Source organism: Duganella sp. Leaf61 (genome assembly GCF_001421905.1).
Lineage (GTDB): Bacteria > Pseudomonadota > Gammaproteobacteria > Burkholderiales > Burkholderiaceae_D > Rugamonas > Rugamonas zoogloeoides.
The window spans coordinates 1-13,990 of the sequence record NZ_LMLM01000007.1 but is presented as its reverse complement, the minus strand read 5'-3'; the positions used below and the strand labels follow the sequence as shown (position 1 = coordinate 13,990).

Genomic DNA, 13,990 nt, shown 5'->3' with positions numbered 1-13,990 from the left:
TTAGTTGTTGATGGAGACGCGGGCGGCGTTCTCGAAGGTTTCGCTGCCGGCAATGACGATCTTGTCGCCCTGTTTCAGGCCGTCGAGGATTTCCACGGCGGTGACGCTGGTGGCGCCCAGGCGGATCGGGGTGCGGATCGCCACGCCGTCGCGCACCACGTAGGCATAGCGGCCGCCTTCGGATTCCACGAACGGACCGCGTTGCACGATCAGCGCGTTGGGTTTTTCGTCGATCAAGAGGCGCGCGGTCACGCGCTGGTTCTGGCGCAGCCCGGCCGGCTGCTGGCCGTCGAAGCGCACCCGCGCCAGCACCTGGTTCTTGACCACCTCGGGCGACAGCGCCGAGAGCTTGCCGCTGGCGTTACCGGTGCCGAAGTTGACCTCGGCGCGCATGCCCAGGCCCATGTCGGCCACATAGGTTTCCGGCACTTCCAGTTCCACTTCCAGCTGCGACAGATCGACCAGCGTCATCAACGGCGTGTTGAGCGGCACCACGCTGCGGTTGGCCACCGACAGCGTGCCGATGAAGCCATCGACCGGTGCGCGCACGGTCAGCTCGTCCACCCGGCGCTGGGCGTTGGACAGGATCATGCGCTGCTGTTCCAGCTGCTTGATTTTCGATTGCAGTTCCAGCGCCACGTTGTCGCCTTCCAGTTCGGCGGCCTGGCCGGCGTGGCGGGCGCGGATCTGCGCCGAGTTGAGCGCGTCTTTCGCCTTCTGGTAATCGATCTTGGCGACGATGCCGTCGTTGGCCACGGCGTCGTAGCGCTCGAGCGTGCGCTGCGCGGACAGGCGGTCGATCTCGGCGGTGTCGGCATCGCGCCGCGCCAGCAATTGCTGCTTGCGCGCCAGGATGCGCTGGCGCGCCACGTCGGCCTCGATCTGGGCGTAAGCCGATTGTTCTCGCTTGAGGGCGTCGGCCAGGTCGGGCGATTCGAGCACCGCCAGCACATCGTTCTTTTTGACGGTGTCGCCGGCGGCCACCTTGAGGGTGACGGTGGCGGCCGAGGTCGAATACAGGGTAGGACTGACGGCGGCGACGATGCGGCCATTGACGGCAGCGTCGCGCACCAGCGTACCCCGGCCCACTTCGGCGATGCGCAGGCGCGCGCTCGAGACCGAGTGGTCGGTGTCGCGCCAGGTGTGAACCAGGTAATAGCCGGCCGCCAGCAGCACGGCGAGGCCGGCGGCGATGGCCAGGCGGCGCCTGGTGTGCTGGCCCTTGGGGGCGGTGATGACGGCGTCCTGCTGCGAAGTGTCTCGGATCATGGCGGTTGCTTAAAAATTCAGTAAGCCCTGCTATGCAGTATCCGTGCCAGATGCTAAGTATTTGATTTCATGGGGTTTGCCATGGAGGTGTCCGGTGTCCGCGAGTGTCCGGAGGTGTCCGCAGCTGGTGTCCGGCCACCCGGCCTGTGGTGAGAGACAGAATTTTCAGCGCCGCCTTGATAATCTGGCAACCAAGCCCACTTGATGCTCATTCGAAACTTTTGAGCACCCCATGCCGCTGTTCGCCCGTCTTACCAGCTTGATCAATCTGGCGCTTCCCGCGCTGGCGCCGGTCACCGACCTTCCATTCGCCGCCAGCAAGGTGGCGAAGTATCAGCGCCTGGTGCACGGCGAGGCAGACGCGCTCGATGTCCAGACCTGGGATGATTTGATGTTGCCGCAGTACAGCGCCTGCCTGGCGCCGCAGACCAGTATTTTCGGCCAGCAGGAACTGTACCGGCGCTTGCAGGCGCCCTGTGCCATCGATACTTCCGCGCGCACGCAACACGTGCGCGCGCTGGTGGCCGATGACGCCGCGCGTGAGCGCGTGCAGGCGGCGTGCGAGGGTCTGCGCAGGGCCGAAAGCGAAGTGAGCGAAACCCTGTTCGGTCCGCCGCTGGCGCCAACGCCGCGCTGGGCGCGGTGGCTGGGCGCGCTGCCGTTGGGATTCATGGTCGCAGTCGTGCTGGCGCTGGTGACGGGGGCGTTGCCATGGTGGGGCGTGGCCGCCGCGCTGTGGCTGCTGCTGATGGCGATCCAGATGCGCTTGCAGTACGTCGCCGCCAACTGGCAATTGCAGCTCGATGTCATCGGCCACATGCTGCGTACCCATGCATCACTCGCTGGCCTCGGCGATGCGGTGGCGGCGCCCTTGCGGCCCGACGCCGTTGCTGCCGCCCGGCTCAATCGCCGCCTGTGGCAGCTGTCGTTGAGCTTTGTGCCCGGCTTGCAGGAATATGGTGACTGGGTCCTGCTGCGCAATATACGCCACTACTTCGCCAGCCGGGCGGTAGTGACCGCCCACCTGCCGTTGCTGCGTTCAAGCTTTGTGCGCGTGGCCAAGGTCGAGGCGGACCTGGCGCTGGCGCGGCACCTGGTGCGCACGCCGCGCTACTGCTGGGCTGCCGGCGTGGCAGGGAATACCGCCCGCTTTGCGTTCGAGCAGGCCGTGCATCCGTTGCTCGAGGTGCCGGCGCCGCTGTCGCTGCGGGTGGGCGACGACGGCCGGGGCGCCTTCATCTCAGGCCAGAACGGCATCGGCAAGAGCACCTTGCTGCGCACCGTGGGCCTGAACCTGGCCACGGCGCGCGGGTTCGGCTTTTGCTATGCCGACGCTGCCGTCACGCCTGACCTGCCCGTGTACGCGAGCATGCAGAACGAGGATACGCTCGAAGGCGGCGAAAGCTTGTACATGGCCGAGGTGCGGCGGGCCGGCGAACTGCTGGCGCTGGCGCGGCGCGGGCCGGCCATCTTCCTGATCGATGAAATCTTCCGCGGCACCAACCAGCTGGAATCGGTCTCCGGCTCTGCGGCGGTGCTCGACACGCTGGCCGAATCCGGCTGCGTGCTGGTGTCGTCGCACAATCTGATCCTGGCGCCGTTGCTGGCGCGGCGGCTGGCGCCGCTGTGCGTGGCGCGCGTGGACGGCCGCCTGCAGGTCGAGCCGGGCGTGCTCAAGGAAACCAACGGTATTTCCCTGCTGGCGACGGTCGATGTTGATGGCGTGCTCGCGGCCAAGGCCGGCCGTGTCCATGACCAGCTGGCCGCCTACTACCTGGCCTACCCGCAGGCGTGCGAGTCTGTGCTGGAATAGCCACGGTCAGGCTCCTGCATGAGCCGATTTCAGCCACTAAATGTCAATTCCTTGGTATATTCGGGCCTCACAGTATTGCCAATAGGCAATTCTAAATTGACAAGAATGCAGGAGATGCAATGAATAACGTGACCGTACGCGCCAGTTTGCTGGGCGTTTTACTGGTATTTACTGCGATGCTGCTGGCGGGCGCCGGTCTCGGCGTCCATGCCCTGGGCCAGGCCAACCAGGCAATGTCCACCATGTACCAGACCAGCATGCAGGTCATCGCCATCAACGATGCCTACAAGGACACCACCCGCACCCGCTCGGCCCTGACGCGGGTCCACACCATCGTCAAGGAAGGCGGCGCGCCGGCCGAGCTGGAAGCGGCCCAGGCTGCCGCCAAAAAGACTTATCTGCGCGGACTCGACTACATCGCCAAGTATGAAAAAGCCGCCGCCTATCCGGGCGAGGATGCGGCGTTGAAGAAATCGCTGGTTGAGGCCGGCCGCGCGCAGTCGGCGGTGCTCGACCGCGCTGCCACCGCGCTGGCCAAAGGCGATTCCGACGCGTATGTCGCCATCAATTTCAAGGAACTGACGCCGACCGGCGCGACCTTCTCGGCCCAGCTGGAAAAGTACCAGAAGCTCAGCGACGAGCAGATGACCGCGCTGATGGATGAGCGCCAGAGCGCCTACACGCTGGTGAAATGGCTGGTGGGCTTCGGCCTGCTGGGTGCGCTGGTGCTGGTGGTGGGCGTGCACTTGCTGCTGAAATCGGTGGTGTTGAATCCGCTCGAACGCGCCGTGGTATTGCTCGACCAGGTGGCCCATGGCGACCTGACCGCCCATATCGACGAGCCGGGCGAGAACGAAGTCAAGCGCCTGCTGCAGGCGATCGCCCGCATGCAGACCGATTTGCTGAGCACCGTGTCGCGCGTGCGTGGCGGCGCCGAGATGATCGACCGCGGCTCGCGCGAACTCGCTTCCGGCAACATGGAGCTGTCGTCGCGCACCGAGACCCAGGCCAGCTCGCTGGAGGAAACCGCCGCCTCGATCGAGGAACTGACCAGCACCGTCAAGCAGAATTCGGAAAACGCCCAGCACGCGCGCGGCCTGGTGGAAGGCGCGTCGAGCACGGCCGCCCATGGCGGCGAGGTAATGCAGCAGGTAGTGTCCACCATGAACGACATCAACGAAGCGTCGCGCAAGATCGTCGATATCACCGGCGTAATCGACGGCATCGCCTTCCAGACCAATATCCTGGCCTTGAACGCGGCGGTGGAAGCGGCACGCGCCGGCGAGCAGGGCCGGGGCTTTGCGGTGGTGGCGTCGGAAGTGCGCAACCTGGCGCAGCGCTCGGCATCGGCCGCCAAGGAAATCAAGGTGCTGATCGACGCCTCGGTACAAAAAATCCAGCTCGGCACCGACCTGGTGGAAAAGGCCGGCACCACCATGAACACGCTGGTCGATAACGTCCACCAGGTCACGCAGATCGTCGGCGAAATCGCCACCGCCAGCCGCGAGCAGAGCGAGGGTATCGACCAGGTCAACCAGGCCATCGCGCAGATGGACCAGGTCACCCAGCAAAATGCTGCGCTGGTAGAAGAGGCCGCTGCCGCCACCCAGTCGCTGCAAGACCAGGCCACCGAGCTGGCGCAGACGGTGAGCATCTTCAAGATCGATGCCGGTGGCACCGCTGGCCGTCCTGGCCGGTCAATGAGCCGTAACCTGGCGCTGACGTGATATTCGCTTGACATCGCTGAGAGGGAATTCTATTATTTCTGTAATGACAGAAATTCAGGATTCCCTGTCATAAGCTCTTGGCCGATTCGTCGGTCAAATTTTTACCCATAGATTTCTGTTTTTACAGAAATAACTGACGGAGGCGATATGCGGGTACTGGTGATCGGCGCCACGGGACTGGTCGGCGCGCACGTGGTGCAGGCGTTGCGCGCGGCAGGGGTGGAGGCGGACGGCGCCAGCCGTCGTCGCCCGGCCGGCGCGGCGGCCGATCACTGGATCGAGCTCGACTTCGGCAGCCTGACCGCCGCCCAGCAATGGCTGCCGCTGCTGCAAGGGTTCGATGCCGTGGTTAACGCCGTGGGCATCATCCGTGAAACGCGCGCAGGCGACTTCGACCGCCTGCACCGCGCCGCGCCGGTAGCGCTGTTTGCCGCCTGCGAACAGTTGGGGCTGCGCGTGGTGCAGGTCTCTGCACTGGGCAGCCACCCGCAGGCCGCTACTGGCTACTGGCGCAGCAAGGGCGCGGCCGAGGTTGACCTGCTTGGCCGCCGGATGGATGCCACCGTCATCCGGCCGTCGCTGGTCTATGGTGACGACGGCGCCAGCAGCGTGCTGTTCCGCATGCTGGCCACGTTGCCGGTCCTGATGCTGCCTGCTGCCCACCGGGCACTGGTGCAGCCGATACACGTTGCAGACCTGGCCGATGTGGTTGTGCGATTGCTGACCACGCAAGCCACGCTGCCGCGCGAACTGGCCGTGGTCGGCCCGCGCGCCATGACCATGGCCGGCTACCTGGCCGATCTGCGGCGCGGCATGCAGGCGCCTGCCGCCCTGGTGCTGTCGCTGCCGGCACCGGTAGCGCGCGTGGCCGCGCACTTGGCCGCGCTGGCGCCATCGTCCGCCTTTACGCCCGAGTCGCTCCTGATGCTCGAGCGCAGTGCGGACGGTTCCAATACCGCCGACGCAGCGCCGGCACAAGCCGTGCTGGGCCGGCCGCTGCGCGACCCCGTCACCTTTGCCGGGCCGGCGCAGCGTGTGACGGCCGCCTGGTCGTGGGGCGCGTCTGTGGTGACGGTGGCAATCGCGCTGATGTGGCTGATTACGGCGTATGTATCGTGGTTTGCCTGGCCCCACGCCGAGAGCCGTGCCTGGCTGGCCGCCTGCGGCGTGCCGCCCGCATGGCAAGAACCGGTGCTGCTGGCGGCCAGCGTGACCGACGCCGCCATCGGCGTGCTGCTGCTGTTGCGGCCGCGCCGCTGGCTGTGGGCGGCACAGCTGGTGCTGGTGGGCGGTTACACCGCCATGCTCAGCGCATTCCTGCCCGGTTTCTGGCTGCATCCGTTCGGACCGTTGACCAAGAACCTGCCCGTGCTGGCGCTGATGTTGCTGATGTGGCGCGCCAGTCCCCGTCACCACCAAGGAGAAAAATAATGGAATATTTTGCCGTCAAAGTGCTGCACATCCTGTCGGCCACCCTGATGGTGGGTACCGGCTTCGGCACCGCCTTCTACATGTTTTTCGTGAACCGCAGCGGCAATGTGCAGGCGATGGCCGTGGTTACCCGTCTCGTCGCCCGCGCCGACTGGTGGTTCACCACGCCGGCCGTGATCATCCAGCCGCTGTCCGGTTTCTGGATGATCCACCTGGCAGGCTACCCGATGCACTCGCGCTGGATCATGTGGTCGATCGCCTTGTACGTGCTGGCCGGCCTGTGCTGGTTGCCGGTGGTATGGCTGCAATTGCGCATGCGCGACATGGCGGAGGACGCGGCGCGCAACCTGCTGCCGCTGCCGGCCCGCTACTGGCGCTACGAAAAAATCTGGACCGCGCTCGGCTTTCCCGCCTTTGGCGCGCTGATGGTCGTGTACTGGCTGATGGTGCACAAGCCCATATAAACCAATAACAATTCGCCAATAACAATCACAGAAAGGACGCCGCATGACCCTCGCACCAACCATCCAGAAATACATCTTGCACTGGGGCGAGATGGGCACCCGCTGGGGCGTCAACCGCACGGTGGCGCAGATCCACGCGCTGCTGTTCCTGGTCAACCGCCCGCTGCATGCCGAGGAAATCGCCGAGACCCTTACCGTGGCCCGCTCCAACGTCAGCAACAGCCTCAAGGAATTGCAGAGCTGGGGCCTGGTGCGCGTGACCCACCTGGCCGGCGACCGCCGCGACCATTTCCTGGCTTTGCAGGACGTGTGGGAAATCTTCCGCGTCATTGTCGAAGAACGCAAGAAGCGCGAGATCGATCCTACGCTCACAGTCTTGCGCGAGTGCGCGCAGGAAGCCGAGAGCGATCCCGCGCTGGAAGAGGCCACCAAGATCAAGATGGACCAGGTGCTGGCCTTCATGGAAATGCTGACCACCGCCTACGGCGACACCAAGCACCTGCCGCCGGCCACGCTGCAGCGCATGTTGACCGTGGGCGGCAAGATGGCAAAGCTGATGGGCAAGGTTGGCAACGATAAAGGACGGTCATGAACAATTCAACCCAAGAGCAATCGGCAACGCCGGTGTTCGGCAACGACAAGCGCAGCTTCCTGATCACTGGCGCCACCGGCTTCATCGGCCAGCAACTGGTACGTGCGCTGTTGCGCGACGGCCAGCAGGTCACGGTGCTCACGCGCGATCCGGCCAAGGCAACGTCGTTGTTCGACAAGCGCCTGGGGCGCATCGAGTGCATCGGCGGCATGGACCAGCTGCCACCCTCGCGCCGCATCGACGTTGTGATCAACCTGGCCGGCGCGCGCATCCTGGGCTGGCGCTGGACCGCGGCGCGGCGTGCGGCCTTGCGCCGGAGCCGGGTGGCGCTGACGGCCAGGGTGGTGGACTGGATCGCGCAGGCCGAGCACAAGCCGGCGCTGATGCTCTCGGGGTCGGCCATTGGCTACTACGGCGTGCAGCCGCACGGTGACGACACGGTGCTGACCGAATCGGCGCCGCCGCAACCGGTGTTCATGTCCGACCTGTGCCGCGAATGGGAAGAAGCGGCGCAACGCGCCACCGCCCACGGCGTGACGGTGGCGTGCATGCGGTTTGGCCTGGTGCTGGGGCGCCAGGGCGCGCTGCCGATGCTGCTGTTGCCGATCAGGCTGGGCCTGGGCGGGCCGCTCGGCGGCGGACGACAGTGGCAGTCGTGGATTCATGTCGAGGATGTGATCGCCGGCATGGCGCACCTGTGCCGTACGAAAGAGGGCGGCAGCTACAACTTCACCGCGCCCGAGAGCCTGACGCAGGCGCAGTTCAGCCGGGTGGCGGCCAAGGTGCTGCACCGCCCGTACGGTTTTCCGACGCCGGGCTGGCCGATGCGCCTGGCGCTGGGCGAGCAGGCCGACTTGCTGCTGGAGGGACAGCGGGTGGCACCGCAGCACCTGCTGGAGACGGGCTTCGCATTCCGCTACCCGCAACTGGCGCCGGCGCTTACTTCTCTCGCTTGAGCGGCGTGCCCTTGTCGATCACCTCGCGGCAGTCGCCTTTAAAAGTGGCGTTGTCGTAGTTGGTCCAGCCGTAGCTGTCCACGTAGCGCTTGTGGGTCTTGAACTGTTTATTTAAGAAACTCCACTCGAGGTGCTGGTCGTCGTAGGTGATGTCGCCGAGGTCGAGCAGGCTGTGGAACACGTTTTCGGTTGCCAGCCTGGCCTTGCGCAGGCGCTTCAGTTGCCTGATCTTGTCCGGGTAGTGCGACTGGTACTGGTCCGAGTACCACACCAGCGCCGGCACATGAAAATCGTATTGCGTGTTGTGGCCGTGGAAGGCGATGCCGCAGCTGCCGTCATATAAGACCTGGCCGTGGTCGGCCACGTACAGCATCGAGGTACGCTGGCCGCTTTGCTTGAGCTGGCCGATCACCTGGGCCAGGAACCAGTCGGTGTACAGGATCGAGTTGTCGTAGCTGTTGTTCAGTTCTACCTTGATCTTGACGTCGGTGTGTTCCGGCTTGTCCACGCCGAACAGCGACGGCTGCCACTTGTCGAATTCCTGCGGGTAGCGCTGGCTGTAGTTCCAGTGGTTGCCCAGTGTGTGCAGCACGATCAGTTTTTTCGGCGCCGGGTCGTGCATCGCCTGTTGCAGCGGCCCCAGCAAAATCTGGTCGAAGTTGGAGCGGTTATTGAAACTGCCGAGGTTCATGAACTGGATCACGTCCGCTTCCTTGGCGAACACCGAGACCGGGGTGTCGAACTCGCCAAACGAGATCTGGTTCGACAACCACCAGGTTTTGAAACCGGCCTCCTTATATGCGGTGAGGAACGATTTCTCTGAAAAACCTGCTTTCAGGCTCTGCATCGCCGGTTTGCGCGAAATGATCACCGGCACCGACAGCCGCGTGGCCGACACCGCCGTGATCATATTGGTGAGCGACACCAGGTTGGGCTCTTCCGCCAGCAGCGGGGTGGTTGTGCGCGCGTAGCCGTTGATGCTCCAGCGGTCGTAGCGCGACGATTCGCCGAGCACCATGATCACCACCTCCGGCTCGCCATCGGGTGCGGCCTGGCGGGCCTTGAACGTGAAGTTGCTGCTGCGCTTGCCCAGTTCGGCCAGGTAGCGGCGCTCGTTGTAAAAATCGACGCCGCGCGCGGTCAGGCCGAATGGCCAGGAATTGGCAAAGTTATTAAAAGTGAATGGCGCCTGCTGGAACACCGGCGTGGGCGTGGGCCAGCCCAGCACGGCCAGGGCGGCAAGCGCCGGCACTGCCAGCCAGCGGGTCTTGCCGCGCCAGACCAGTTCCGGACTGCGGCGCGCGGCCATGAACACGGCTACCCACCAGGCCAGCACGGCAATCAACACGGCCGCCATCAGCCAGATCTTGTTGCCGAGGAATTCCATCGCTTCCACCGGGCTGCTCTCGGCGATGATGCCGAGGTGGTGGGTGGAAATGCCCTGGCCGTAATACAGGAACAGGTACAGCTCGGTGGGCAGACCGAGCAGGGCGGGCAGCAGCAGCCAGTGGAACCAGGTGGGGCGCTGGAACACGCCCCAGACCGCGATCCACAGCAGCGCCTCGAGGCCGAGGATGGCGCCCAGCCCGGGCGCGGGCCGGCCCAGCAGCAAGGGCACGCACGGCACCAGCGACAGCAGCAGGTAGCTGCCCAGCACGAACAGGGGAGGGAGTCGCAACAGGGATCGCATGGATGCAGCTATAAATTGGAAAGTCCGCTATTATCAGGCGTTTCCGGCCGTCGCGGGCGGCTTTTGCGGCGGCCCGCAAGTCAATCTGCGCGTTCGCGCTACCACATCTTTCTGCGCTTTATGTTGACTGTTCAGGTCAATTGCCCTACACTCGCGAGTTCTCCATTTAGTCTGCGCATCGTATACGCTGTTTTCGGCTGGTCCCAGAGACTGGCTGTGTGCGCCTCCGATGCCCGGTAAATCGAGACTGAGATTCGTCCCCGGACACTTCGTCCGGGTTGTCCACGTTGTTATTAAGTTGGGTTTAGAACGATGCCAACCATCAATCAACTGATTCGCAATCCACGCGTCGCCCTGACCGTGAAAAGCAAATCGCCGGCGCTGGAAAACAGCCCGCAAAAGCGCGGTGTTTGCACCCGTGTGTACACCACCACTCCTAAGAAGCCTAACTCGGCTTTGCGTAAAGTCGCCAAAGTGCGTCTGACCAACGGTTTCGAAGTCATTTCGTACATCGGCGGTGAAGGCCACAACCTGCAAGAGCACAGCGTTGTTCTGCTGCGCGGCGGTCGTGTAAAAGACTTGCCAGGTGTGCGTTACCACATGGTTCGCGGTGCACTGGATACCCAGGGCGTTAAAGACCGTAAGCAAGCTCGCTCGAAATACGGTACCAAGCGCGCTAAAGCCAAGAAGTAATCTGCATTAAAAGTTTTCGCTCAGTGGCAACTAGCTAAGTGAATGTAATCGACCGGAAATGGTCGAGTAAGTGGATGGTTATGATGACCCTCCGCGAGAGTGCGAACCCATATCGCGCACCTCAACTGAAGATTGAAAGGAATTGATATGCCACGTCGTCGTGAAGTACCCAAGCGCGAAATCCTGCCGGATCCTAAATTCGGTAACACGGATGTCGCCAAATTCGTGAACGTTCTGATGCTGTCCGGTAAAAAATCGGTCGCAGAAAACATCATCTACGGTGCCTTCGAGCACATCGCCGCCAAGTCGGGTAAAGACCCGCTGGAAGTGTTCGCAACCGCGATCAACAACGCCAAGCCACTGGTTGAAGTAAAATCCCGTCGCGTCGGTGGTGCAAACTACCAGGTGCCGGTTGAAGTACGCCCAGTACGCCGTATGGCGCTGTCGATGCGTTGGCTGCGTGAAGCTGCAAACAAGCGCAGCGAAAAATCCATGCCACAACGCCTCGGCGGTGAGCTGATGGAAGCGGCTGAAGGCCGCGGCGGTGCGATGAAAAAGCGTGATGAAGTGCACCGTATGGCAGAAGCGAACAAGGCGTTCTCGCACTTCCGCTTCTAATAAAATCGACCGGGCCACTGTGGTCTGGTTGTTATCTGTTGTTCGAGGCCGGGCTCATTTTTTTCACAAAAAATGCTGCTCGGTTTTGTCCATTAAAAGATTTAGGATTAATTATGGCCCGCAAGACCCCCATCGAGCGCTACCGCAACATCGGTATCTCCGCTCACATCGATGCAGGTAAGACCACTACCACCGAGCGCGTCCTGTTCTACACGGGCGTGAACCACAAGATCGGTGAAGTTCACGATGGCGCCGCCACCATGGACTGGATGGAACAGGAACAAGAGCGCGGCATTACCATTACCTCGGCAGCGACGACCTGCTTCTGGAAAGGTATGGCGAACAACTTCCCTGAGCACCACATCAACATCATCGACACCCCGGGCCACGTTGACTTCACCATTGAAGTTGAACGCTCGATGCGCGTACTCGACGGTGCTTGCATGGTTTACTGCGCAGTGGGCGGTGTTCAGCCACAGTCGGAAACCGTATGGCGTCAGGCTAACAAGTACAAAGTGCCACGTCTGGCCTTCGTCAACAAGATGGACCGTACCGGCGCCAACTTCTTCAAGGTCTACGAGCAGATGCGTGCTCGCCTGAAGGCCAACCCGGTCCTGATCCAGATCCCAATCGGCGCTGAAGACAACTTCAAAGGCGTGATCGATCTGGTCAAGATGAAAGCAATCCTGTGGGACGAAGCTTCGCAAGGCATGAAATTCGACTACGTCGATATTCCTGCAGAGCTGGCTGATTCGGCCGCCGAGTGGCGCGAAAAGATGGTTGAAGCAGCTGCTGAAGCCACCGAAGAGCTGATGAACAAGTACCTGGAAGAAGGCGACCTGACCGAAGCCGAGATCAAACAAGCGCTGCGTACCCGTACCATCGCTTCGGAAATCGTTCCAATGATGTGCGGTACCGCCTTCAAAAACAAGGGCGTACAAGCCATGTTGGACGCGGTTATCGAATACCTGCCGTCGCCACTGGACATCGACGACGTCGGCGGTACGGATGAAGACGACCAGCCAACCACCCGCCGTCCTGCGGACGACGAGAAGTTCTCGGCGCTGGCCTTCAAGATCATGACCGACCCGTTCGTCGGTCAGCTGGCCTTCTTCCGCGTGTACTCGGGCGCCGTCAATTCGGGCGACACCGTGTACAACTCGGTCAAAGGTCGTAAAGAGCGTCTGGGCCGTATTCTGCAGATGCACGCGAATCAGCGTGAAGAGATCAAAGAAGTGCGCGCCGGCGACATCGCCGCTGCGGTTGGTCTGAAAGACGTGACCACGGGCGAAACCCTGTGCGATCCGACCTCGATCATCACCCTGGAAAAAATGATCTTCCCTGAGCCTGTGATTCAACAGGCAGTCGAGCCAAAAACCAAGGCCGACCAGGAAAAAATGGGCCTGGCACTGAACCGCCTGGCACAGGAAGATCCTTCGTTCCGCGTGAAGACCGATGAAGAATCGGGCCAGACCATCATTGGTGGTATGGGCGAGCTGCACCTGGAAATTATCGTTGACCGCATGAAGCGCGAATTCGGCGTGGAAGCAACTGTCGGCAAGCCACAAGTGGCTTACCGCGAAACGATCCGTAAAACCTGCGAAGAATCGGAAGGCAAGTTCGTCAAGCAATCCGGTGGTCGTGGTCAATACGGTCACGTTGTGCTGAAGATCGAGCCGCAAGAACCAGGCAAGGGCTTCGAGTTCGTTGACGCCATCAAAGGCGGCACCGTTCCTCGCGAGTACATCCCTGCTGTGGAAAAAGGCGTGCGCGGCACCCTGAACACCGGCGTGCTGGCTGGTTACCCAGTCGTGGACGTCAAGGTCACGCTGTTCTTCGGTTCGTACCACGATGTGGACTCGAACGAAAACGCGTTCCAGATGGCCGCTTCGATGGCATTCAAAGAAGGCTGCCGCAAAGCATCGCCAGTCATTCTGGAGCCAATGATGGCTGTGGAAGTGGAAACGCCGGAAGACTACGCCGGTACCGTGATGGGCGACCTGTCGTCCCGCCGCGGTATGGTGCAGGGCATGGACGAAATCCCAGGCGGCGGCGGCAAGATCATCAAAGCCGAAGTGCCACTGTCGGAGATGTTTGGTTACTCGACCACCCTGCGTTCCGCAACGCAAGGTCGTGCGACCTACACGATGGAATTCAAGCACTACTCGGAAGCGCCTAAGCACGTGATCGACGCGATCGTTACCGCGAAAGCCAAGTAATTAGTGTCATTGCGGTCCGGTCGATCACCGGGCCGCATATTTCAAACAATGTTTTAAGGATGATTCAAAATGGCAAAAGAAAAGTTCGAGCGGACTAAACCGCACGTCAACGTAGGCACCATCGGTCACGTCGACCACGGCAAAACCACCCTGACCGCAGCGATCGCTACCGTTCTGTCGAAGAAATTCGGCGGCGAAGCAAAAGCTTACGACCAGATCGACGCTGCACCGGAAGAAAAAGCACGCGGTATTACCATCAACACCGCACACGTTGAGTACGAAACCGCCGGCCGTCACTACGCCCACGTTGACTGCCCAGGCCACGCCGACTACATCAAAAACATGATTACCGGCGCTGCTCAAATGGACGGCGCAATCCTGGTTTGCTCCGCAGCTGACGGCCCAATGCCACAGACCCGCGAGCACATCCTGCTGGCCCGTCAAGTTGGCGTTCCATACATCATCGTGTTCCTGAACAAGTGCGACCTGGTCGACGACGCAGAACTGCTGGAACTGGT

12 protein-coding genes are annotated in these 13,990 nt (G+C 62.3%); 10 read left to right on the top strand and 2 right to left on the bottom strand.

The features are described 5' to 3' along the window. Positions 1-1,269 carry an efflux RND transporter periplasmic adaptor subunit gene (locus ASF04_RS08050; RefSeq protein ID WP_056139756.1) on the bottom strand — a complete coding sequence of 423 codons (1,269 nt, stop codon included), beginning with the start codon at positions 1,267-1,269 and terminating at the stop codon, positions 1-3. Positions 1,270-1,501: 232 nt separating this feature from the next. On the opposite strand from ASF04_RS08050, the gene ASF04_RS08045 reads away from it, so the two are divergent. The 6 genes from ASF04_RS08045 (at position 1,502) to ASF04_RS08020 (ending at position 8,252) form a co-directional block, all read left to right on the top strand. Next, the gene (locus ASF04_RS08045) at positions 1,502-3,082 is read left to right on the top strand and encodes a DNA mismatch repair protein MutS (protein ID WP_229204962.1); all 1,581 of its coding nucleotides are present in this window, start codon (positions 1,502-1,504) and stop codon (positions 3,080-3,082) included. A 119-nt stretch (positions 3,083-3,201) separates the two neighbouring features. Further along, entirely contained in the window at positions 3,202-4,809 is a 1,608-nt protein-coding gene (locus tag ASF04_RS08040) for a methyl-accepting chemotaxis protein (RefSeq protein WP_056139754.1), read from the top strand. A gap of 147 nt (positions 4,810-4,956) precedes the next feature. Continuing rightward, complete coding sequence (locus ASF04_RS08035) at positions 4,957-6,240, top strand: SDR family oxidoreductase (RefSeq protein WP_056139750.1); 1,284 nt, start codon at positions 4,957-4,959, stop codon at positions 6,238-6,240. Then, positions 6,240-6,704: a DUF2269 domain-containing protein gene (locus ASF04_RS08030; RefSeq protein ID WP_056139747.1), complete on the top strand. Its 465-nt coding sequence runs from the start codon at positions 6,240-6,242 to the stop codon at positions 6,702-6,704. The genes ASF04_RS08035 and ASF04_RS08030 overlap by 1 nt, the downstream gene beginning before the upstream one ends. A 43-nt stretch (positions 6,705-6,747) precedes the next feature. Then, positions 6,748-7,296, top strand: coding sequence for a GbsR/MarR family transcriptional regulator (locus tag ASF04_RS08025; protein WP_056139744.1), 549 nt, complete (start codon positions 6,748-6,750; stop codon positions 7,294-7,296). After that, complete coding sequence (locus tag ASF04_RS08020) at positions 7,293-8,252, top strand: TIGR01777 family oxidoreductase (RefSeq protein WP_056139741.1); 960 nt, start codon at positions 7,293-7,295, stop codon at positions 8,250-8,252. The genes ASF04_RS08025 and ASF04_RS08020 overlap by 4 nt, the downstream gene beginning before the upstream one ends. Here ASF04_RS08020 and ASF04_RS08015 read toward each other — a convergent pair. Then, on the bottom strand, positions 8,236-9,930 hold the full coding sequence (locus ASF04_RS08015) for a phosphoethanolamine transferase (protein ID WP_307139925.1): 1,695 nt from the start codon (positions 9,928-9,930) through the stop codon (positions 8,236-8,238). The genes ASF04_RS08020 and ASF04_RS08015 overlap by 17 nt on opposite strands. A 324-nt stretch (positions 9,931-10,254) precedes the next feature. Between ASF04_RS08015 and rpsL the strand changes: the two genes are divergently transcribed. The 4 genes from rpsL to ASF04_RS07995 form a co-directional block, all read left to right on the top strand. Next, entirely contained in the window at positions 10,255-10,635 is a 381-nt protein-coding gene (gene rpsL / locus ASF04_RS08010; RefSeq protein WP_019923502.1) for a 30S ribosomal protein S12, read from the top strand. A gap of 147 nt (positions 10,636-10,782) precedes the next feature. Further along, entirely contained in the window at positions 10,783-11,253 is a 471-nt protein-coding gene (gene rpsG / locus ASF04_RS08005; protein ID WP_008444271.1) for a 30S ribosomal protein S7, read from the top strand. Positions 11,254-11,366: 113 nt separating this feature from the next. After that, a complete protein-coding gene (fusA, locus tag ASF04_RS08000; protein ID WP_056139735.1) occupies positions 11,367-13,472 on the top strand; it encodes an elongation factor G in 2,106 nt (701 codons plus the stop codon). A 69-nt stretch (positions 13,473-13,541) separates the two neighbouring features. Continuing rightward, on the top strand, positions 13,542-13,990 hold a 449-nt coding region (locus ASF04_RS07995; protein WP_156368570.1), incomplete at its 3' end, for a GTP-binding protein.

Excerpts from the sequence above, each read along its gene's own strand:
- ASF04_RS08050 (WP_056139756.1), bottom strand. The coding sequence starts at position 1,269 with ATGATCCGAGACACTTCGCAGCAGGACGCCGTCATCACCGCCCCCAAG.
- ASF04_RS08045 (WP_229204962.1), top strand. The coding sequence starts at position 1,502 with ATGCCGCTGTTCGCCCGTCTTACCAGCTTGATCAATCTGGCGCTTCCC.
- ASF04_RS08040 (WP_056139754.1), top strand. The coding sequence starts at position 3,202 with ATGAATAACGTGACCGTACGCGCCAGTTTGCTGGGCGTTTTACTGGTA.
- ASF04_RS08035 (WP_056139750.1), top strand. The coding sequence starts at position 4,957 with ATGCGGGTACTGGTGATCGGCGCCACGGGACTGGTCGGCGCGCACGTG.
- ASF04_RS08030 (WP_056139747.1), top strand. The coding sequence starts at position 6,240 with ATGGAATATTTTGCCGTCAAAGTGCTGCACATCCTGTCGGCCACCCTG.
- ASF04_RS08025 (WP_056139744.1), top strand. The coding sequence starts at position 6,748 with ATGACCCTCGCACCAACCATCCAGAAATACATCTTGCACTGGGGCGAG.
- ASF04_RS08020 (WP_056139741.1), top strand. The coding sequence starts at position 7,293 with ATGAACAATTCAACCCAAGAGCAATCGGCAACGCCGGTGTTCGGCAAC.
- rpsL (WP_019923502.1), top strand. The coding sequence starts at position 10,255 with ATGCCAACCATCAATCAACTGATTCGCAATCCACGCGTCGCCCTGACC.
- rpsG (WP_008444271.1), top strand. The coding sequence starts at position 10,783 with ATGCCACGTCGTCGTGAAGTACCCAAGCGCGAAATCCTGCCGGATCCT.
- fusA (WP_056139735.1), top strand. The coding sequence starts at position 11,367 with ATGGCCCGCAAGACCCCCATCGAGCGCTACCGCAACATCGGTATCTCC.